Origin of the sequence: Proteus sp. G2618, from assembly GCF_009915995.1 — a bacterium.
Taxonomy (GTDB): domain Bacteria; phylum Pseudomonadota; class Gammaproteobacteria; order Enterobacterales; family Enterobacteriaceae; genus Proteus; species Proteus terrae.
Genome location: NZ_JAABNI010000016.1, coordinates 59914 through 81289, shown reverse-complemented (window position 1 = coordinate 81289; position 21376 = coordinate 59914). Strand labels below are relative to the sequence as shown.

General features: G+C 38.5%; 18 protein-coding genes. 4 read left to right on the top strand and 14 right to left on the bottom strand.

Going from position 1 to position 21376, the window contains the following annotated elements:
* Positions 1 to 273 precede the first annotated feature (273 nt).
* The 3 genes from nadR to serB are packed head-to-tail and all read right to left on the bottom strand — an operon-like array spanning position 274 to position 3937.
* Positions 274 to 1518: a multifunctional transcriptional regulator/nicotinamide-nucleotide adenylyltransferase/ribosylnicotinamide kinase NadR gene (gene nadR / locus GWJ01_RS08710; RefSeq protein WP_109394187.1), complete on the bottom strand. Its 1245-nt coding sequence runs from the start codon at positions 1516 to 1518 to the stop codon at positions 274 to 276.
* 11 nt (positions 1519 to 1529) lie between these two features.
* Complete coding sequence (radA, locus tag GWJ01_RS08705) at positions 1530 to 2921, bottom strand: DNA repair protein RadA (protein WP_075672711.1); 1392 nt, start codon at positions 2919 to 2921, stop codon at positions 1530 to 1532.
* Between the two features lie 38 nt (positions 2922 to 2959).
* Positions 2960 to 3937: a phosphoserine phosphatase gene (serB, locus tag GWJ01_RS08700; protein WP_075672712.1), complete on the bottom strand. Its 978-nt coding sequence runs from the start codon at positions 3935 to 3937 to the stop codon at positions 2960 to 2962.
* Positions 3938 to 4046: 109 nt separating this feature from the next.
* Here serB and GWJ01_RS08695 point away from each other — a divergent pair, with 109 nt between their 5' ends.
* From GWJ01_RS08695 to GWJ01_RS18830, 4 genes are all read left to right on the top strand, one after another.
* Positions 4047 to 4763, top strand: coding sequence for a YtjB family periplasmic protein (locus tag GWJ01_RS08695; RefSeq protein ID WP_098941880.1), 717 nt, complete (start codon positions 4047 to 4049; stop codon positions 4761 to 4763).
* Positions 4764 to 5001: 238 nt separating this feature from the next.
* Positions 5002 to 6543: a YjjI family glycine radical enzyme gene (locus tag GWJ01_RS08690; protein ID WP_109402089.1), complete on the top strand. Its 1542-nt coding sequence runs from the start codon at positions 5002 to 5004 to the stop codon at positions 6541 to 6543.
* Positions 6515 to 7378, top strand: a complete 864-nt coding sequence (locus tag GWJ01_RS08685; RefSeq protein WP_109394190.1) for a YjjW family glycine radical enzyme activase — start codon at positions 6515 to 6517, stop codon at positions 7376 to 7378. Before GWJ01_RS08690 ends, GWJ01_RS08685 begins: the two co-directional genes overlap by 29 nt.
* 111 nt (positions 7379 to 7489) lie before the next feature.
* Positions 7490 to 10672: an autotransporter domain-containing protein gene (locus tag GWJ01_RS18830; RefSeq protein ID WP_237585709.1), complete on the top strand. Its 3183-nt coding sequence runs from the start codon at positions 7490 to 7492 to the stop codon at positions 10670 to 10672.
* 79 nt (positions 10673 to 10751) lie between these two features.
* Here the strand turns inward: GWJ01_RS18830 and GWJ01_RS08675 are convergent, their stop codons facing one another.
* From GWJ01_RS08675 to GWJ01_RS08625, 11 genes are all read right to left on the bottom strand, one after another.
* Entirely contained in the window at positions 10752 to 11396 is a 645-nt protein-coding gene (locus GWJ01_RS08675) for an ATP-binding cassette domain-containing protein (RefSeq protein ID WP_109402369.1), read from the bottom strand.
* 59 nt (positions 11397 to 11455) lie between these two features.
* Entirely contained in the window at positions 11456 to 12253 is a 798-nt protein-coding gene (locus tag GWJ01_RS08670) for an ATP-binding cassette domain-containing protein (RefSeq protein ID WP_075673451.1), read from the bottom strand.
* Positions 12247 to 13059: an ABC transporter permease gene (locus GWJ01_RS08665; protein WP_109394989.1), complete on the bottom strand. Its 813-nt coding sequence runs from the start codon at positions 13057 to 13059 to the stop codon at positions 12247 to 12249. Before GWJ01_RS08665 ends, GWJ01_RS08670 begins: the two co-directional genes overlap by 7 nt.
* Positions 13056 to 14039, bottom strand: coding sequence for an ABC transporter permease (locus GWJ01_RS08660; RefSeq protein WP_109394988.1), 984 nt, complete (start codon positions 14037 to 14039; stop codon positions 13056 to 13058). The genes GWJ01_RS08665 and GWJ01_RS08660 overlap by 4 nt, the downstream gene beginning before the upstream one ends.
* On the bottom strand, positions 14024 to 15607 hold the full coding sequence (locus GWJ01_RS08655; RefSeq protein WP_161710979.1) for an ABC transporter substrate-binding protein: 1584 nt from the start codon (positions 15605 to 15607) through the stop codon (positions 14024 to 14026). The genes GWJ01_RS08660 and GWJ01_RS08655 overlap by 16 nt, the downstream gene beginning before the upstream one ends.
* 410 nt (positions 15608 to 16017) lie before the next feature.
* A complete protein-coding gene (locus GWJ01_RS08650; RefSeq protein WP_161710978.1) occupies positions 16018 to 17007 on the bottom strand; it encodes a glycosyltransferase in 990 nt (329 codons plus the stop codon).
* Between the two features lie 389 nt (positions 17008 to 17396).
* Positions 17397 to 17897 (bottom strand): hydrogenase maturation peptidase HycI, encoded by a 501-nt coding sequence (gene hycI / locus GWJ01_RS08645; RefSeq protein WP_109394985.1) that lies wholly within the window; start codon positions 17895 to 17897, stop codon positions 17397 to 17399.
* Positions 17894 to 18304, bottom strand: coding sequence for a formate hydrogenlyase maturation HycH family protein (locus GWJ01_RS08640; RefSeq protein ID WP_088494545.1), 411 nt, complete (start codon positions 18302 to 18304; stop codon positions 17894 to 17896). The genes hycI and GWJ01_RS08640 overlap by 4 nt, the downstream gene beginning before the upstream one ends.
* Positions 18297 to 19079: an NADH-quinone oxidoreductase subunit B family protein gene (locus GWJ01_RS08635; RefSeq protein WP_109402372.1), complete on the bottom strand. Its 783-nt coding sequence runs from the start codon at positions 19077 to 19079 to the stop codon at positions 18297 to 18299. Before GWJ01_RS08635 ends, GWJ01_RS08640 begins: the two co-directional genes overlap by 8 nt.
* Positions 19076 to 19630, bottom strand: coding sequence for a hydrogenase 4 subunit H (gene hyfH, locus GWJ01_RS08630; protein WP_075673442.1), 555 nt, complete (start codon positions 19628 to 19630; stop codon positions 19076 to 19078). Before hyfH ends, GWJ01_RS08635 begins: the two co-directional genes overlap by 4 nt.
* 11 nt (positions 19631 to 19641) lie before the next feature.
* Entirely contained in the window at positions 19642 to 21375 is a 1734-nt protein-coding gene (locus tag GWJ01_RS08625; RefSeq protein WP_075673441.1) for a hydrogenase large subunit, read from the bottom strand.
* Position 21376 lies beyond the last annotated feature (1 nt).

The window sequence follows — 21376 nt, the reverse complement described above, 5'->3', positions numbered from 1 at the left end:
CTATACCTGTTATCTATCATAGAGATCCCCGCATTAATTTTCAGTAACCTTCTTCACCTTATTGAAAAAAATAGCATTATTACGCAGATAGCTTATTTAACGGATTTTTTTATATATTTTTATCTTTTGGTAAGTGATTTTGTTCTGATAAGTCATCAGTGATAAAGAATAAAAGGCGTTTACTCAGGAAGAAAAAACATTGCGTTTTGAGGGCAGTGATTATTTTTATTCTTAAATATAAAACGCCCTTGAAGGCGTTTTATATTTATGTTTTTACTCAATATGCTTTGATTGCATCATCAATAATTCTCTGACCAATTCAACGCAACTTAAGAAGCGTTCATCATAATCAGGGGAGTTAACTTTGATATACTCAATATTGTTTTTATCGAGCATTTCCATTAACAAGGTTTGGAAACGCCGACGATCTTTATCACTCCCTAAACTACGCAAACCATCGGCTACCCATGGCGTGTTATTTTCTAGCAAAATAACTAAATCAAAACGGTATTCATCAATCAGAGCTTGAACAAAAGGATGCTCTTTACCTTCATAACGCAAACAGAATGCCTGCGTTGTGACAAAATCCGTATCAACAAAAGCGACTTTATTTGCATATTTAACAGCAAAATCAATATATTGAGCATGCCCTAATGCAATTTTATCGTAGTCGGAATATTGTAATGCCATTTCATCACCACCAAGGTGAGAAAACACATAATCACGACCATATTCCCATGCACTTGTCGTATTGAAAATATTAGCAAGCTTATTCACTAACGTTGATTTACCGCTGGATTCACCACCTAAAATCGCTACTGTGCGCACAAAGAAGGGTTTTACTTCTGTTGGAATATATTCCCAATATTTAAAAGGCGCTTGGCGGATTTGACTGCCACTGATATTCATAAATGAGCGTTCAGGATCAATCAGAACCGTTTCAATACCCAAGAAAGCATTATATTGATCCGCATCTTCCCGTTCACTGGTATAGATAAAATCAGGGGTTATCTGCTTTTCACGCAAAAATGTTTTGATCCCTTCACTCCACATTTCCCAACCATGAGGCTGTGGCTCTATACCGTATTCATCAAACTCATGAATACGGATATTCTTTTGATATTTAAAGGTTTGTAATAACCAGCGTAATCTATCACTGACCGTAGGTTGCTGTGACATCGCACTGTTGATAAAGAGGTTTTTATCACGAGGCTCGTCATGACATAAAATGACATGTAATTCATCGACTTGACTACAAGCACGTTGAATTAAGTAAATATGTCCGGTGTGAAGAGGATAAAATTTGCCAAAAATCACACCGATAGTTTTCTTTTTCACTGGGTATTCTAACCCTAGGAATTGGTGTAATGCCGACATCTTTTGAGCACTGGGACTCTTGATTTTATTATTAATCAATTGGCTAAGATAGCCTTTCGTCATATCACTTTTATCAGCAACTTGTTGTAAAGTATATCCATTTTTTCTGATAGCCTGTTTGATATAATCAAAAGAACCCATACTTTTCTCCTTTAGAAATCTTCCAAATCATCAAGGACAGATAACGCATCTGACAGCTTCTTCACACCATATACTTTCATATCAGGGGGATTTTTTTTCGGCATATTTGCACTAGGTACAATTGCCCGTTTAAATCCATGTTTTGCAGCTTCTGCAATGCGCTCTTGTCCACTAGGTACAGGTCGAATTTCTCCCGCAAGCCCCACTTCACCAAATATCACTAAATCACGCGGTAAAGGGCGATTACGAAAACTTGATACTAATGATAATAACAAGGCTAAATCTGCACTAGTTTCTGTGACTTTTACCCCACCAACTACATTCACAAAAACGTCTTGATCAGACATTTGTAACCCGCCATGGCGATGTAAAACGGCAAGTAAAATAGCAAGGCGATTTTGCTCTAATCCCACCGCAACACGCCGTGGATTAGATAACATTGAGTGGTCAACTAACGCTTGGATTTCCACCAACAAAGGCCTTGTACCTTCCCACACCACCATCACAGAACTACCTGAAGTAATTTCATCACCTCGACTTAAAAAGATAGCAGAGGGATTGCTCACCTCTCGTAATCCTTGCTCTGTCATGGCAAAAACGCCTAATTCATTAACGGCGCCAAAACGGTTTTTATGGCTGCGTAAAGTACGAAAACGAGAGTCTGTTTCACCATCCAACATAACTGAGCAGTCGATACAGTGTTCCAACACTTTAGGCCCAGCCAAGGTGCCATCTTTTGTCACATGGCCTACCATAATAATGGCAACATCATTAGTTTTAGCAAAACGAGTCAGATATGCGGCTGTTTCACGGACTTGAGCAACACTGCCCGGCGAAGATTGAATATCCGCCATATGCATCACTTGAATAGAGTCAATCACCATTAATTTAGGTTGTTCTTGTGAGGCAATTAAACAAATCTGTTCAATACTGGTTTCTGACAACATATTCAGTTCTGCTGTTGGTAAACCTAATCGATGAGCGCGCATAGCGACTTGTTGTAGCGACTCTTCACCCGTGACATACAGTGTTTTCATTTCAGTCGCTAAACGACACATGGTTTGTAGCAATAAAGTACTTTTACCTGCGCCGGGGCTTCCCCCGATTAAAATGGCACTTCCGGGAACAACACCACCACCTAGTACGCGGTCAAACTCTTTAAACCCTGTGGAAAATCGAGGTAATGCTTCAAGGCTAATTTCCGATAATTTTTGAACACGACTAACACCTTTTGCATCACCCGCAAATCCACTAAAACGCTCGTTGCGTGAAGAAGGGGCTGCGGCAAGGCGCACTTCTGTAATTGTATTCCACGCATGACAAGCAGAACATTGCCCCTGCCAGCGAGGGTAATCTGCACCACATTCGTTACATACAAAGGCTCTTTTTGCTGCTTTTGCCACACTTCTCTCCCAACAATAACTATTTTAGAAAAACACCATTAGCGCTCTTCGTGTTTTAAACCACCACTTAAAATACACAATACACCCATTAGATCGGCGTGGCGGATCGCCACTTTTGCCTGAGCATACACTTTAGGTTTTGCATGATAAGCAATGCCAAGCCCTGCTTTTCTCAACATTTTAAGATCGTTTGCACCATCCCCAATGGCAATGGTTTGCTCTATTGGGATCTCTAAATCCTTGGCTAAACGTGCAAGGACTTGTGCTTTATATTTCGCATCAACAATCGGGCCTTTAACTTTACCCGTTAGTTTGCCATCTTTAATTTCAAGATGATTAGCAACAGCAGCCACTAAACGTAATTTTTGTTTTAAGTTATCAGCAAAATAAGTAAAACCGCCAGATGCGATAGCAATATGCCAATCCATCGCCTGAAGCTTTCGAACTAGACTCGTTAACCCTGGCATAAGAGGCAGATCATCCATCACTTTTTGTAAAATAGAAGCATCAGCACCTTTAAGTTCAGCAACACGCAGTTTTAAGCTTTCACTAAAATCCATTTCACCTTGCATTGCTCGCTCTGTTATCGCAGCAACTTTATCTCCCACTCCTGCTAGTTTGGCGATTTCATCAATACATTCAATTTGAATTGCCGTTGAATCCATATCCATCACTAAAAGCCCAGGAGAACGTAAACGAGGAATTTCACCTAGCGGAACGACATCTAGGCCACACTCATCGGATAAACGGCGGATCCGGCGAGTTAGGCTGCCTGCAATACGCACAACTTGGTAATCATCAATGCGCCATGAAGAAACCACGACGATTGCCACACCCAATTTATGTTGGAACTCACTTATTCTTTTCTTATCAAGTTCCCGTCCATAAAGTAACCACCCACTATCTCCAGCACGGTAATCTAGTGGCATTACCTCTTCACCACTGAGTGACAACGGCAGACCTGGCCATTTACGGATTTCATCCGGTAAATAGCAATAGGTCAGACTATTTGACATACTTATTCTCCTGTTTTCCCCTGTCTGAACAAAATAATCGTTATTCAGCCTATTCTATCTCTGGCTCATCTGGCAACATGCACATACTTGCTCACGCAAAAGGATGAACATGCTTAAAGACAAACTAAAATTCAAACTACAAAAAACGGCGATTATACTGATTTGTATCGCACTATTGGCATTTCTTATGCAAGGCGCGTCTTATTTTAGCCGTGCAAATCAGCACGCCCGCATTACTCAGTTTGAAGAACTTGCAAAAACGCTGGCAGAACAAGTTGCGTTCTCTTTATCCACTTATATAGATGACAGTAGCAAAGATAACGTAAATCCCCTCATTATGGCTAATTTAAATCATCTGACTCACGATAGTCGGGTGCTTGATGCCAGTCTTTATTTAGAAGATGGTACACAAATAGCGCATAGTGGTGAAAATGTCACTGTTAAAGAGCGATTAGCACTAGAAGGGCAAAAAAGTGGAGGTTCTTTTAATCACCAACTCGTTGTGCCTGTGCCGGGTAAAGATAAACCCAAAGGCTTTTTAAGGCTTACGCTGGATACTCATCAACTTGTCACTGAATCAAGCCAAGTCGATAACACAACAAATTTATTACGTGTAATGTTATTAGTTGCGCTTGCGATTGGCTTTTTGCTTTCTCATAACCTTCTTCAACTAACCCCCGTTCATTGGCAACAATCTCCTTATTTATTAACCGCCAATTTACCGCCTCGTACTGAAAAAGAAGAGACTGAAGAAAACGAGAGTAATGAAGAAAAAGGATCTACTGAGGAAGATAACGACGCGGAAAATAAAATAGAAAAGTCATAATTTTTATTCTATTGAGAAGTCACTAAGTGGGTTGAGTCATTCATTAGCTGAACTCACTTTTTTTATTTCTGGCTAACCAGAATTTAAATTAGATATATCTAATTTATACGTATTTTCGTGCTATTTCCTTAATCTTTAAAGGGGTTTTGTTTAAAGTCACGGTAAATTCTCACCAAGTCATTAACCTAAAAAGATAAGTTTTAAATCTTTTTCTGGCTCTTTGAGTACTGAGGTGGTTATGACTGAACAATCTGTTATCCAACGTTGTCAACAAATCGTAGAAAACCCAACCCTTTCCCCTGAACAAAAACGTCATTTTCTCGCTTTAGAAGCTGAAAATATGTTGCCTTATCCCTCACTTCCTGAGGATGCAGCTAAAGCGCTTAATGAACGGGTTATCTGTGATATGTATGAAGGTCACGCCCCTTATAAACCACGTTATGTCTTGCCTGATTATGCGAAGTTTTTAGCACAAGGCTCTCGCTATTTAGAACTAGAACCTGCGCAAGATTTTGACGATGCCTTAAACATGCTGACTATTCTTTATCATCATGTTCCTTCTGTAACCTCTATGCCTGTTTACTTAGGCCGCATTGATAAAATCTTACTGCCTTATGTTGGCAACCTTACCGAAGAACAGCTTTACCCTAAATTAAAACGCTTCTGGCGCTATCTTGATAGAACGCTACCAGATGCCTTTATGCACGCCAATATTGGCCCAGAAGACTCTGTCCTTACACGTCTCATTCTTAAAGTGGATGTTGAGCTTCAGCAAGTCGCACCTAATCTCACGTTTATTTATGATGCGAAATCAACGCCTGCTGATTTACTTCACCAAGCTATCACCAATATTTGCCACAGTAGTAAACCTCACATTGCTAATGGTACGTTGCAAGATGCAGTATTTGGCAAAGATGAATACGGAATTGTGAGTTGTTATAATTCTTTGCCTCAAAGTGGTGGAGGTAGCACCTTAGTGCGCATAAATCTCAAAGAGGTTGCACAGCGTAGCCAAAATAGCCCCGATTTTCTTGATAATGTATTGCCTTTTTATATGCAAAAACAAATTGAGATCATTGATGCTCGTTGTGAGTTTCTCTATGAAAAATCTAACTTCTTTAAACAGAGTTTCTTAGTTGAAGAAGGATTAATCTCACCTGATCGTTTTGCCCCTATGTTTGGGATCTATGGCATGGCAGAAGCAGTAGCACTTTTACTTGAAAAAGAAGGTAAAAATGTCGCTTATGGTGATAATGAATCTGCCAACAAACTTAGCTATATGATCAGTGAAAAATTGGCCCAATTTGTTACCAAAACACCCGTGAAATATGGTTGGAAACACAGAGCTATGCTACATGCTCAATCGGGTATTAGTTCAGATATTGGCACAACACCTGCGACTCGTATTCCTTATGGTAAAGAGCCCGATCCTGTTACCCATTTAATGACGGTTGCACCTCATCATCAATTTTATACCTCAGGGATCAGCGATATTTTAACGGTTGATGAAACGATCAAACAAAACCCTGATGCCCTAATGCAACTCTGCTTAGGCGCGTTCTCTTCTGGATTAAGAGAATTTACTGCCAATGTGGGCGGAAATGATCTTGTCCGTGTGACAGGTTATATGGTTCGCTTATCTGATTTGAAAAAGTATAAAGAAGAAGGCTCTCGCCTAAATACCACTTGGTTAGGTGATGAAGCCACAGCAAACTGTCATATTACTGAACGTAAACCACGAGTTATCAGTCATGAACAGCAGATGCGCTTCGATAAGTAAGATCCTCCCCTTCTCTTGTGTTGATGGCCCAGGCAATCGTCTGGCCATCTTCCTACAAGGGTGTAATCTACGCTGTAAAAATTGTCACAATCCCTACACCATGGGGATCTGTGACAATTGTGGTGACTGCATTCCAGCTTGCCCACAGCAAGCACTTTCATTACAAAATGGTGTGATAAATTGGAACAGCGCCAGTTGTGAACAATGTGATACTTGTATTCAGCAATGCCCACGTCAATCAAGCCCGATGACGTTAACTTATACTGTCAATGAATTAATGGCGCTCACCCGTAAATATGCAGCATTTATTAATGGCGTAACAGTAAGTGGTGGTGAATCTACATTACAACTTCCTTTTTTAATTGATTACTTTAAGGCAATCAAGGAAGCACCGGATCTTAAGCATCTTACTTGTTTAATCGACAGTAACGGCACACTTTCACTTAATGGCTGGCAAAAAATCGCCCCTTATATGGACGGTGCTATGATTGATTTAAAAAGTTGGAATGAAGATACTCATATTTATTTAACAGGTCGAGGTAATCAGCGAATTAAAGAATCAATAAAATGGTTAGCTAATAATCATTTACTTACAGAATTACGCCTTTTATATATACCCGAGAAAACTGACTATTTAGAAAATATTGAATTACTTTCTCAATTTATTAATTCACTTGGTGAATCCATATTAATTAGAATTAATGCTTTTCATCAGCATGGAGTATATGGTGAGGCTGGTAATTGGCGTGCAACTTCTCAAAAAGAAGTTATTAATTTAATGAATGAATTCAAAGCTAGAAACATTAATTCAATTAAAATACCAAATGTTTATTAATATATAATAACTTACTCCTATTGGATGCAATAATTATATAATTTTATCTATTTGACTTTAATTAACTCAGAAGATAATCTCATTTAGAAAATCTCTTTATGGGCTCCTGCTATGAAAATAAAATACAAGTCAATATTATTGATAACATACTCAATATATATATTTCCAATTAATTCTCATGCTAATTATAATATAAAAGATATGGGTAATTCAATTTATAAACCTTTCAGTATTTCAAATAATGCAAACCAATACTATCAACTTCGCGAGAAGAAATATGAAGATATTAAATATAGACATGGTAAAATATTAGATAAGGGTACTTATAACCAGAGACTAGTTACCTCCTTTGGAAGTGTCTATATTTATACTGCCATAGATGATGATACGCTTTTCAAGTATAATACTCTTGCAGATAATATAAATAATGAAATTCAAAAAGAGCACCCTTCTTACAACATAAGAAATTCATCATTTTTTGATGAAAGCATTCTGCCCAGTGAATTATTTATCAGCACAGATGGCGGTATAACTCGGAAGAAAATAAATAAAGGGAGCGATGAACGATTAGATACCCTTTATCTAGATAGAAGCTCTTATAATGGTGAAGTTATTGTTGGTTATGCTACAGCGTCTAAATCAAGGTTAACTGAGATAAATTATGACATGGATAATTGCTCAGGTTATCCTTTATGTCATACTTTTATCTACAATAGTAAAAATAATATATTTACAATCCTAGATAATAAGATAAATATTCATCATCTTACTAAAGATGGTAACTTTATTTTGTATTCCTCAAAAAAAGAAAAAAATTTACATATATACGATATAGCTAAAAAAGAAAGTTTTATCCTTAGCATTGAAAATATTAACCATTATTTACCAGAGCACCCTGAAAAAGACCGCTTACTTTTAGAAATAACCTCTCCTCCATTTTTAGATAAAATAAAGAAAAGAAATGTTGATATCCAAAAAGTAAGTGATAATGCTCAGGTAATTATTGGTCAACTCAATAGAAAACTATCTAAAAAACAACTCATTGATGCTGGATATCCTAAAGTAGCTTTTATTGCAAAAAAAGAAGGCCCAATAAAAGAAGTGAGCTACTCTGATTTTGGTTCATCCAAACTAACTGCTTTTTCAGAAAATGGCAATTATAGTGTTGGTTGGGGCGAAATTTGGCATGCTGATTATGAAATAAAACTGCCTCATAGCATAAAAAAATCCTCTTCACTTTTTAGCCATGCACTGCTCTATGATTTTTCGAACGATAAGCTGAAGAATATAGGTAACCTTTCTGAAAAGGCAGGTGAAACACAATTTAGAAATGCAAGAGCCATGGATATCTCAGCTGATGGGAAATATATCGTGGGATGGTCTGAAACGGATCATTATAATTACGATACTATCCCAAAGGATTCATCAAAAAGAGGCCCAGAAGCGTTTATTATGTTTCATCGTCATGGCTTTCTTTACTTAAATGAAAAAATGTACGATTTAGGAACTCTTGACGAAGGTAATGATTCTGAAGCACATTCAATTACTGACGATGGAAGAATTATTTATGGTTTATCTACTGATAAACATAATAATTGGCGCCAAGTCATTTGGAAAAATAATGAAATCAGTAATGAATATTTTAACAATGAAAAACAAAAATTTGTTGATGAAGCCAAAGAACAACAACGCCTTGCCGAAGAAGCCAAAGAAAAGCAACGTTTGGCTGATGAAGCAAAAGAACAACAACGTTTGGCTGACGAAGCCAAAGAAAAGCAACGTTTGGCTGATGAAGCCAAAGAAAAGCAACGTTTGGCTGATGAAGCCAAAGAAAAGCAACGTTTGGCTGATGAAGCCAAAGAACAACAACGTTTGGCTGATGAAGCCAAAGAAAAGCAACGTTTGGCTGATGAAGCCAAAGAAAAGCAACGTTTGGCTGATGAAGCCAGAGAAAAACAACGTTTGGCTGACGAAGCCAGAGAAAAACAACGTTTGGCTGACGAAGCCAGAGAAAAACAACGTTTGGCTGACGAAGCCAGAGAAAAACAACGTTTGGCTGACGAAGCCAAAGAAAAGCAACGTTTGGCTGATGAAGCCAAAGAAAAGCAACGTTTGGCTGACGAAGCCAGAGAACAACAACGTTTGGCTGACGAAGCCAGAGAACAACAACGTTTGGCTGATGAAGCCAGAGAAAAACAACGTTTGGCCAAAGAAGCGAAAACTCAAGAAGAGTCTAAGGACATTGCCGAAGAAAAAGCCAAAGAACTAATCCCAGTAGAAGATGAATTAGAACTACGAGCAAAAGAGAAAGAAATAACAAAACCATCGATCATTATCAGCAAACCTATCGACATTGAAAGCACTTATAAATCAATGCAATTAATGGCTGAAAACGGCTATAAGCTTATAGATATGCAACAAGGTCAATTGCGTTACCTAGCTTCTGCAACTTGCTCTGTAGGTACTGAAAAAGCGTGTATTAGTGGTTTTACACACTATCAAAATGTAAATAAAGCCAATGCAACACAAACTGGGTTAAGTGGTGCTTATCGTTTTGATATTAATCATATTCCATTAGTTGTAGGGCTTGCCATTGATACTGATGTCTATTCTTCATTACCTAAAGGTTATCAATATCAAGGCTATGCATTACCTTTAATTGGTTTTAGTTTAGATTTAATGCCGTCATTGAATGCAGAGCTAAATAATAATGCACTGCATTTCTCTTTAAAAGGTGCTTATTTAAATCGTAAAGTTTCTATTGAAAGAGCAGCATTAGCAAATACTGAATCAGGTAAAGGCAATGCTAAGATTTCAGGTTATCATATTGATTTGAAAGCTTATTATCCATATTCATTAACAAATAACTTACTGTTAACGCCATTTGTAGGACTTACTTTTAATCAAATCTCACGTTCAGCTTATAGTGAAACTCAAAATGCCCAATTTGCAGCACACTATGATGCCCTTAAAACGCATTCATTGTTCGCCAAAATAGGATTGGGTGTGGAGCATTTATTAGGTTCTTCTTTCATACTTAATACAAAAGCAGGCTTACTGTGGAACTTATCGCATTATCAAGGGGATTTTCGTAGTCATATTGACTATTTAGGTCAACAACAAATTGATTATTCAGAAAATAAAAAACAGGTAAAACAACGCCCATTTGCCAATGTTGGAGTCACTTACCAGTTTGATAAACAATCTTCCGTCAATACATCAGCAAATTGGGAAATGACAACCTATCGCAATCACGATATGCAAATTGGTGTAAGTTACACTTATCGCTTCTAGTTCCTTATTGTTACATTTGGAATTTATTTTAGCTGTATTATTTGGCTTCCTATAAAAATATATAGGAAGCTCTTTTTTATTAACTGATTGAATAATTCAAATTTGAAATAATAGAATTGTTTTTTTCTTCATTAACCCACCACACTTTGGTAGAAACCTTCTCAAGTAGTGCTTTATTGTGACTAAAAATAACCAAACTTAAAGGGCGCTTCTGACTTTCATCGATCAATACTTGCCAAATATCAGCTTGAATTTGTGCATCTAACTGTGCCGTGACTTCATCTGCAATCAATATTTGAGTACGAGGATCTAACGCGCGCAATAACGCAATACGAGCAAGCTCTCCACCGGATAATTCATTAGGTCTACGCGTTAACCATTCTTTCTTTATCCGTAATTTTTCAAACCAACTTTCATCAGGCGTCCAAGCATCTCGGAGGCTATCTCCTGTTGTTCGAAAGGGATTAAAACATTTATCAGGGTGCTGAGGAACTAATTGAATAGGGCAATAACCCTTGTTAGATAATGGTTTGCCATTAATAAGAATTGAACCTTGAGTTGGTGCTTGCCACTGCGCTAAAACGCGACCTAATGTCGTTTTCCCTGTGCCACTTGGCGCTGAAATACCGAGTCGCTCTCCCGCATCTAACGAAAAGGAGAGATCTTGCCATAACATCTTACCTGCTTGCTCCACAGATAATTGTTTTAACTCTAAAAGTGGCATAAAGATAACTCCAAAAATAACAAATGAAATGTATAAAAATAAAACTTGAGAACTCAATATTATAATGGATTAAGTGATGCTTCTTTTGTATTGATAAATTGTTGTTCAGGTAATGCGTTCCAGAGTGTCTTTAACCACTCACTACCTTCATGACGATTAAGCACATTAGCAGGAATGACTTCGTTAACTTCCCCCTGATTAAGCACCGCTATAGTATCCGCAAACCTTGCGGCTAAGGCTAAATCATGTGTAACCCAAAGCACTGATTTACCTTGATTGCATAACTCTCTTAAATGACCTAATAACAAGCATGCATGTTCATCATCAAGCCATGAGGTGATCTCATCCGCCAAAATATACTGTGCATTAGAGAGTGTTGCATTACAGGCTAATACGCGTTTTGCCATTCCACCAGACAATTTTGCTGGATACGTTTTTACCAAAGAGCCTGAAAGATGATAAAGCCCTAACTGTTGTACAATATCATCAGACGAAACATCTGCACCACTTAAACGCGCAGAGCGACTTAATTGATCACCAATACAGATCAACGGATTGAGAGCACTGACACCTTGAGGAATGTAACAAAAGGTATTCCCACGATAAGCAATCAGTTCCCGTTCACTTAGTGTGTGCCCATTCAATTTAATCGCACCACGAACTCGCATGTTGGCAGGTAAAAGTCCTAACGCACTTTGTAATAACAGGCTTTTTCCTTCACCACTGCCCCCCACTAATGCCAGCATTTTTCCGGGTTTAATATCCAGTGAGATTGATTTTAGCAACGGCTGCCAATTTCGTTTTCCTAACCAACGAAATTGCGCGATATCAATGGAAAGTTGTTCAAAACTTAACATCCTGCCCCTCTTAACCATAATTGTTGCATTGCTTTAGCAAATTGATCAAAAATCAATACTAAGCACATCAAAATCAGCCCTGGAAACACCACCATCCACCAAGAGCCTGTACTTAAATAACGTAGTGCATCGGCCAGTAATAAGCCGAGTGAAGGTTCATGAGCTGCCTGACCAAAACCAAGAAAACTCAACGCTGCACTATGCAATACTGCATGAGGAAACATTAATAAGGTTCCTACGATCCACTGAGGTAACAGCATAGGAATATAGTGTTTTTTCACACACTCAAAAGGCGTATTACCAATACGACGCGATAACATCACATAATCAGCTTCTCTAATACGCTGAATTTCACCTCGTAAAATTAAAGCTAATTTAGGCCAATGGGTTAATGCCACAGCCCAAATCACCCCTTGTTGCCCACCACCTAAGGTAAAACAAATTAAAATCAACAGTAATAAATGAGGTAATGCTAAAAGCGCATCAACAACGCCTCTTACAAAAAAATCACAATAACGATTAATTGAGGAGATACCTGCAAAAATTAAGGCAATTGCACCACTCACAACCGCACTCGTCACACCGATATTTAAACTACTTAACATGCCTTGGAAACAACGTAGCCACAAAGAGCGGCCTAAGTTATCAGTACCGAACCAATATTGATCTGACGGAGCCTGATTTCTAGCCAAAAAGTCCATTACGATATCAGTGTGAGAAACAGAAAAACCATATGCAACTAACCCAATTAACGCGAGGGTGACTAACAAAAGTCGTAGCAAAGGCTTGTTCGGATCGTAAATCATGAGTCTCGTAAAATTCCTTTATTAATACGTCTTAATAATATGTTAGAAATACTATTACCAAAGAAAATCAAAATAGTACTGAAAACAACAATCCCCATTAACAGAGGAATATCACCTCGTAATCCAGCATCAACCGTTGCTTGCCCTAAGCCTGGATAAGCAAATACTTTTTCAGCTAAAAGAGAGCCACCAAGTAATTCACCAATTGATGCAAACTGTAAGCAAAGTGCTGGCGTAATGGCATGACGTAGAACATGAAATAGCATCATAGCCCAACCTTTATCACCTTGAGCTTTAGCAAAATGGATAAATTCACTGCCCATCACTTCAGCGACTTTCGCACGAGTATGCAAAGCGATATTCCCGGTACCTAATAATCCAAGCGCAATCATAGGTAAGATAAGATGAGAAAAACGCTGGCTTAATGTTGCTGTTTCAGCACTACTTCCCATCGGCCATGCACAACAAATTGGTGCCCAATGTAAGGTGACAGAAAACAGAGATAGCAGCAGTAATCCCACCCAAAACGTCGGTAATGCGGCTAATAGATAAGATAAAGTAGAGATAATTCTATCTGGCCAACGATTAAGATATCGACCTGCGACTAATCCCATCACAACGCCAATAACACCTGAAAATACCCATGCTGAAAAAAGCAAGATAAACGAAGGTCCTGCACGTTCACGAATAACATCAATAACAGGCATGTTATACAACATGGAATAGCCAAAATCCCCTTGAATGATTTGGCTAAACCAAAGCCAAAATCGCATCCATAAAGGCTGATCAATTCCCCAACGCGCCGCAATTAAAGGATATTGCTCTGGAGGAACATTCAGTAGATCACTACCGATATAGGCCTTAATGGGATCAATCGGTGAAAAACTTAATAAAATAAAAACACCTGCTGTTGTCACCAACAGCAGGCAGAGTAATCGCAGGAAAAAACCCGCACTTTGACGTATTACTGACAAGTCCACTTCCAAGTATCTACGCTATTTAATAATGACCATGAACCATGGATTTCAGGTGTTCCTGTACCCAGATCAACACAAGGGTTAGTTAGGTAAGTATGTTGTACATTCATCAGCCAAGCCCAAGCAGCATCACCTTTTACACCAACGCCATTTTTACCATCCCACTCAACGGCTTTCCAATGAGGAACCGCTTCTTGCCATGTATGAGCATCAAGCGCAGCTTGTAGATGTTTTTCGACTTCAGGATTTTTATAATAACCCGGATTATAATAACCAACGCCGGCAGCATTAGCACTGTAATGATGATAGAGCTCCATTGGATCAAGGCTGCCCCAGCCAAATAAAGTCGGATTCGAGTGCATATAACGTTCTACTGTATCCCAACTTCCTGATTTAAGATCCATTTGAATGCCAATAGGTTGCACTAACGCACGAATTGACTCAGCTAAATCACGACGAGTTGCATCACCACTGGTATACCATAAGGTCAGTTTGGCTTCTAAACCGTCTTTTTCACGAATGCCGTTTTTATTGAGTTTCCAATCTGCATCTTCAAGAATTTGCTTCGCTTTTTCAACATCACCATCTTTAAATGCGGCTTCAGTTTGATCCCAAGGCAGTCCTTTTACGCCGGTATACGCAGGAACGGCATAACCATCAAGTACTTGTTCTGACAGTAATTTACGATCAAGAGCATAGTTAATCGCTTTACGAATAGCGATATCTGCTGTGATATCGTTACCAATATCATAACCTAAGGTGTTTTTCTCACCTGATTTTACCATTGGGAAAACAATACCGCGGTTTTCAACACTTGCTCTTTCCCACAATTTGGTATTGGGCAAATTCTTAGCGATTGCAGCCGTTGCTGGTGGAATGCGCACAATGCCTAATTGCCCACTTTGAGCAGCAGCAAAGGCGGCATCTTCATCAAGGAAAACAAAAATCAGTTTTTCAAAATCGTTTTTCTGTCCCGCATAATAGGGGTTAGCTTCAACAATTAATTGCTGACCTGGTTGGAAGCTGACCATGCGATAAGGGCCTGCACCAATTGGCTTTTGTGCATAGGTTTTTTCATCATACTTATCAGCAGAAACAATACCTAAAGAGCCTAGTACGTTCACAAAAGTACTTTGCGGTGCTTTTAATGTAATAGTGACATGTAAGTCATCATCGGCTTTTGCAGAAAGGAAGTTACCCATATCCACTTTACCGCCACTTGCAGCTGCATTGTTATAGGTAAAGGCGATATCTTTTGCTGTAAGTGGCAGACCATCAGAGAATTTTAAATCTGGCTTTAACGTTAATTTCCATGTTTTACCATCTTCACTTGGCTGATAGTCACTTAACATATTGCTATACCAAGAGAGATCCGCATTTTGCTTTAACAATGGGCTATGAAGAAGTAAATAACTGCCATGACTCCAGCCCAGCATTGGGTCGAAACCCTCCGTTGGCTCTTCACCAATCGCTAATTTCAACGTTTGAGCAGATGTTGCAAAAGGGACGCTTAACGCGGCTAAACAAGTTAACGTTACTAATGATTGACGCCAACCAAACCGAATAGACATAAAACATTCTCCGATTTTTTAGATACGACTTATCATCAGTCTCTATCTAAATAAGATGAAGAGGCTGAAACAAGATAAATAACAATGATAATTATGATGTTCTGCAACTTGGTACAGATAATACAAATAAAGGCTAAACCAGTGGCATCATAATAATTTTTTTTATTCAACTCGAATAATATTCGACAGTTTATTGATTTTACATAAACTTTTATTAAGCAGTAATACTCATTATGGCAAACTTCTAGCAAGTGCACAGTATTTTTCTAATAAATAAGTTATATATTTATCATTGAATCTATTAGTGAGCGTAAAACGAAATAAAGTGACTTTTTAACGAAATTAAATTATTTCTTTTTATTTAATCTATACTGAAAATAAAAAAGGCACATTATTGTGCCCTCTTGTGATCATGTATTTAATATTCTTTTTAATTTGAAATAGCGTCGTCCTAAACGCCAACGCAATCTAAAATCTTTCGCATTCTGCCAGATAAGTGTCCAAATCCCTCTATCAAAAAACTCTTTAACTATTTGTTTTTTAATTTCAATAGATTGAATAGAACCGATTGCGTGAATAATTCCTAAACCTTCTTTTGCAATTTGCCAATAACATGCATTGATATTTTTAGTGGCTTCCTTATGCTTTTGATTAATAGCATCAAGCATCTCTAATATCTTCATGTAATTATGAATTGTTCTAACATGAATAGTATCATTAGGTGTTTTATGAGAAACAGATTCAGAGTGAATAAAGTAGTCGTAGTAACGCTCATCAATATATTTAACACGTTTAGCGGTTAATAATGCTTCTGTTGTCCATGGAATATCTTGATGATGTAAACCTGGCTCAAAATAATAACCATGAGCAAGTAGAAAATCGCGACGATAAATATTTAACCAAGTTACATGTAAAAACTTTTTCGATTCAAGAGCACGCTCAAGCCATTGAGGCCCCGTTAAAACATCTGTTGTCTGTAAGCGGTTAGATGGAAATATAGGTCGTGAAGGGCGCCCATCTGCATAGACATAATTACCATTACAAGTTGCAATATCTAAATCATCAGCAAGCGCGATTTCAAGTAGACGTGGATACATTCTGGCATCAATGACATCATCAATATCAGGAAACGCCACATATTGGCCACGAGCTATTTTAAACCCTGTATTTCGAGCAACGGAAACACCTTGGTTTTCTTGTGTCAAAATAGTGACATCAGGAAATTTATCCTTCCATTCATAAAGTAATTTTAATGAATTATCGTTAGAACCATCATCAACAAGAATAAGCTCCCAACTTGGTAGTTTCTGCGCTTGTAAATAATTAAAAAATTCTGATAAAAACTTCTCGCCATTATAAACGGCGACCACAATACTTAATTGAGGTACAAAAGAAGACATAACCAACCTTTTATTCTTTCTAATAAGCAACTTTCGTTCTGAACATATTGGGCAAGGATAGCAAAGATACCAGCCTCAATATGGAGCTATTCTTGCTATTCACTCGTTATGCCTAAGTAAAAAGTTACTTTTTTGCTAATTTGAAGTAAAAATCATTATTAATAAAGAATAAGTATAATTAACTTTTAAGATACCCTATGAAGAACAGGTTAAGCAGGATTGTTTTTTAAAAGAAATTACTAAAGGAAAAATTAAGGTTAGCGCATAAAAAGCATGTTATTAGCCACAACCTTACTTCTTAATGAGTAATATAGGTGTCATTAACGAAAAACATCCGCAAAGCGGATGTTTTAGTTTTTATCTATAATCTTTGGATACTTGTTCTATTTTTATTCTTCGATATCTTCTTCATCACAAACTTCAAGCTCCGGAAAGTAATCAACTCGCCAAAACTTGATACCTTGATAAACTTCGTCAACGGCATTTTTTACGGCTTCCGTCATTGGGTAGTAAAAACCGACTAAATCAGGTTGGATCCCTAGAAAAGTAATATCAGGGATATCATCTTTTAATTGATCAATAAGAAAATTCAGCGGCATATTATGGGTGCTCATAATAAACATTTCCGCTATATAATCAGGATCTATCACCCTGATCTCACCTGGGTTTAAACCAATGTCAGCAGCATCAACAATGACAACACATTGTGGTTGTAACTCTCTTACTTGGTAAGAAACATTCTCAGGTGCACTTCCCCCGTTGATAACAATCCATCCATCAATTGGGTTTGCTTCCATTAACTCAGCAAGTAGAGGACCAGCTCCATCATCGCCCATCATGCTGTTGCCAACCGTTAATACCACTTTAGGTGCTGTCATTGCTTTACTCATGGTTTTCTCTTCACAATCAAATAAATAGCAGGTTCTGCGTGGATCTCACCCAGTAATTTAATCAGCGTTTGACTCCATTCACTAAAAATAGGATCGTCATTTTTAATAATAGGATCAAATGCTAACGCTAATAAGTGAGTATGCTCCGAGTTAATATTGATTTCACCAAATGTCAGCAATCCCTGCATTTTGCGTTTTGCTTCGCCTTCAGGTAATAAATCAATCCATGCTTTATATTTTTCTAAAGGACAGACTAGTTCTGTTTTTAGACAATCAATCATACCCACGTGGTGACCAATCGCGAGCGAATAGTACATCACCTGTTGCGCTTGCTCAGGAATATCATCATCGCTATCAACAAACTTTTGTCTTAGTGACCAAAAGTAAACTTTAGCGTCATCAGGCATAAATTCCTCCTTGGCTTAATGAATAGACCAGACGTTTTACAATCTCTGATAAACGAGGATCGTTAGCTTGTCGTAGCCATTCATCAACACGTCCATTCACTTCTTGAATAGTGGCACCTTCTAATAAGGTAAGAAAATGATCACTGATTTGTCTTCCTTGATAATAACCAGCAAGACGACGTGCTTCACGCTCAATCATTACTCGAGCATCTAGAGGAATAGAAGGTAGAATTAGAGATGCTTTCTCATTTTCTACTTCAATGTGTGATTCGCCTTTTAATTTTTGATCTAACAAACCCAATGCAACAGCAAAACCATAAATCGTTGCTGCTGGCGTTGGAGGACAACCAGGGATCCACACATCAATAGGCACGATAGATTCGCTACCACCCCATACGCAATACAGATCGTGGAAAATACCGCCACCACAGCCACAAGCACCATAAGAGATACAAATTTTTGGATCTGGCGCTGATTCATAAGCACGTAATGCAGGAACTCGCATCTGGCGCGTTACTGCGCCAGTGAATAATAAAATATCAGCATGACGAGGTGAGGCTACCACTTTGATACCAAAACGTTCAGCATCAAAAACTGGTGTAATTGCGGAGAAAATTTCAATCTCACAACCATTACAACCACCACAGTCAACACGATAAACATAAGCTGAACGCTGAATATCTTTCAACAATGTCTGTTTTAGCTTTTGTACCTGATCATCAAGGGTGATCGGTTGGCTAACATGATGATTAATGGGAATTTCTGGTAGACTCATTTTATTGTACTCCCAATTTCGCCCACACTAATATTTTCACGACCATCAGATAACAAGTTATGTTTACGCTTACATTCAGGGCAAGTTTCAAATTGTGGGCGCATCGCTTCTACAGTTTGCTCATCCCAACCTGATTGCACTAATAGCTCCATCGCATATTCAACTGATTTTCTAGGCGTAAATGGTTGATGGCATTCACGGCAATTCAATAATTTAAAAGTCCCTTTAATATAAAGATCTGACTTTTTAGTCACTGCCGTTTCAAACATATCGGATAAAACAATCGCTCTTGTTGGGCAAACTTCTTCACAACGACCGCAGTAAATACAGCGACCAATAAATAATTGCCAATGACGCTCGCCTGTTTCCAAATTCGTTTCCATCGTTAACGCATTAGCAGGACAAGCTGCGGTGCAAGCACCACAGACAATACATTGCTGTGCATCATATTCAGGCTTTCCTCTGAAACCATCAGGTAAATCCAGAGGCTTAAATGGATATTTGGTCGTTGCTTCGCCTGTTTTGATTATGGTTTTAAACAATTTTAACATCGTTCATTCCCTCACTTGAGCGGCGAATTTTTACGTTCGATGCTGTAACGTTCAATTTCTTTATAAGAAACTGTTTTAGATTTACGTTTTTTCACATCGACGAGCGTTACCCTGTCAGTACAGGAATAACAAGGGTCAAGACTACCGATAATTAACGGTGCATCAGAGACTGTATTTCCTTGCAACATATAGCGTAATACAGGCCAGTTAGCATAAGTTGCAGCACGGCAACGCCAGCGGAATAATTTTTGGTTATCACCCAACATACTCCAGTGAACGTCTTCGCCTCGTGGCGCTTCAGTAAAGCCTAGTGCAAATTTATAGGGTTGATAAGTAAAGCCTTCGGTTAATAATGGGCCTTCAGGCAAATTATCTAAGGCATATTCAATCATTGCCATTGAATCCAAGACTTCTTTAATACGCACCATCACACGAGAGAATACGTCGCCGCCTTCATAACTAAAGAGAGTTAGTGGAAGATTGCCATAATCTGCAAATGGGTGGTCAAAACGCACGTCTCGTTTAAAGCCACTCGCTCTGATCATTGGACCTACTGGGCTAAAATCACGAGCAACTTTCTTATCTAAGATACCTACGCCGACAGTACGTTGTTCCATATTTGGCGCTGACAGAAGTATATCCACTAATTCAGTGACTTCTTTACGCATTTCTCTAACTAATTGAATTGTTTTCAGGCGCTGATCTTTTAAGATATCGCGACGAATACCACCAATTAGGTTTAAGCCATACGTTTTACGCGCACCAGTCAGCATTTCTGCAATCTGCATTGATTTTTCACGAATGCGGAAAAATTGCATAAAGCCAGTATCAAAACCAGTGAAGTGGCTAGCTAAGCCAATGTTTAATAAATGGCTATGAAGGCGTTCAACTTCTAATAAGATAGAACGAATAGTATGCGCACGACGAGGCACTTCAATGCCTAACGCATTTTCAACAGAAGTCACATACGCCACGCTGTGAGTAAAACCACAGATACCACACACACGGTCTGATAAGAATGTGACTTCGTTATAACCCATGCGGGTTTCAGCGAGTTTTTCCATACCACGGTGAACATAAAACATGCGGTAATCAGCATCGACAATATTTTCACCGTCTACGAATAAGCGGAAGTGTCCCGGTTCATCTGAGGTAATGTGCATAGGGCCAATTGGTACAACACGCGCATCTTGCTTACCTTCATTCAAGAAAGGATAAGTTTCGACTTCGGTCGCTGGTGCTGGACGTTGGCGATAATCCATCGCATCTTTACGCAGTGGATACATCTCTTCAGGCCAGTCATCAGGAAGCACTAAACGGCGTTCATCAGGTAAACCAACTGGGATAAGACCATACATATCACGGATTTCACGTTCCCCCCACACTGCAGCGGGTACACGCGGTGTCACTGACGGGAATTCTAAAGTGATTGGGCTAACGTGGGCTTTTACAACAACCCAGCATTTTTCACCCTCTTCCATTGATAATGCGTAGTAAACAGCATAGTCCCCGTTTAAACTACGTTCGTCGTTACCAAATAAAACAGGTAACCAACCGCCTAAGCCGTAATACAGGTATTCCACCACTTCAGGAAGTGATTCCGTTTTTACTGTTATCGTCAATTGATCAGCGGTTTGTCGCTCTTCATCAAGAACAGCTGATGGGAACTTTTCACGAACTTTGGCAACATAATCTCCACCTAGTTCTTTTCCCTCTTTTCTACTGACATAATTTTGGTAGCTCACG

Coding starts and splice junctions, on each gene's coding strand:
- hyfH (WP_075673442.1), bottom strand. CDS start 19,630: ATGTTAAAATTGTTTAAAACCATAATCAAAACAGGCGAAGCAACGACC.
- GWJ01_RS08675 (WP_109402369.1), bottom strand. CDS start 11,396: ATGCCACTTTTAGAGTTAAAACAATTATCTGTGGAGCAAGCAGGTAAG.
- GWJ01_RS08640 (WP_088494545.1), bottom strand. CDS start 18,304: ATGCCTGATGACGCTAAAGTTTACTTTTGGTCACTAAGACAAAAGTTT.
- GWJ01_RS08670 (WP_075673451.1), bottom strand. CDS start 12,253: ATGTTAAGTTTTGAACAACTTTCCATTGATATCGCGCAATTTCGTTGG.
- GWJ01_RS08650 (WP_161710978.1), bottom strand. CDS start 17,007: ATGTCTTCTTTTGTACCTCAATTAAGTATTGTGGTCGCCGTTTATAAT.
- GWJ01_RS08695 (WP_098941880.1), top strand. CDS start 4,047: ATGCTTAAAGACAAACTAAAATTCAAACTACAAAAAACGGCGATTATA.
- nadR (WP_109394187.1), bottom strand. CDS start 1,518: ATGGGTTCTTTTGATTATATCAAACAGGCTATCAGAAAAAATGGATAT.
- hycI (WP_109394985.1), bottom strand. CDS start 17,897: ATGAGTAAAGCAATGACAGCACCTAAAGTGGTATTAACGGTTGGCAAC.
- GWJ01_RS08665 (WP_109394989.1), bottom strand. CDS start 13,059: ATGATTTACGATCCGAACAAGCCTTTGCTACGACTTTTGTTAGTCACC.
- serB (WP_075672712.1), bottom strand. CDS start 3,937: ATGTCAAATAGTCTGACCTATTGCTATTTACCGGATGAAATCCGTAAA.
- GWJ01_RS18830 (WP_237585709.1), top strand. CDS start 7,490: ATGAAAATAAAATACAAGTCAATATTATTGATAACATACTCAATATAT.
- GWJ01_RS08655 (WP_161710979.1), bottom strand. CDS start 15,607: ATGTCTATTCGGTTTGGTTGGCGTCAATCATTAGTAACGTTAACTTGT.
- GWJ01_RS08685 (WP_109394190.1), top strand. CDS start 6,515: ATGAACAGCAGATGCGCTTCGATAAGTAAGATCCTCCCCTTCTCTTGT.
- GWJ01_RS08690 (WP_109402089.1), top strand. CDS start 5,002: ATGACTGAACAATCTGTTATCCAACGTTGTCAACAAATCGTAGAAAAC.
- GWJ01_RS08635 (WP_109402372.1), bottom strand. CDS start 19,079: ATGAGTCTACCAGAAATTCCCATTAATCATCATGTTAGCCAACCGATC.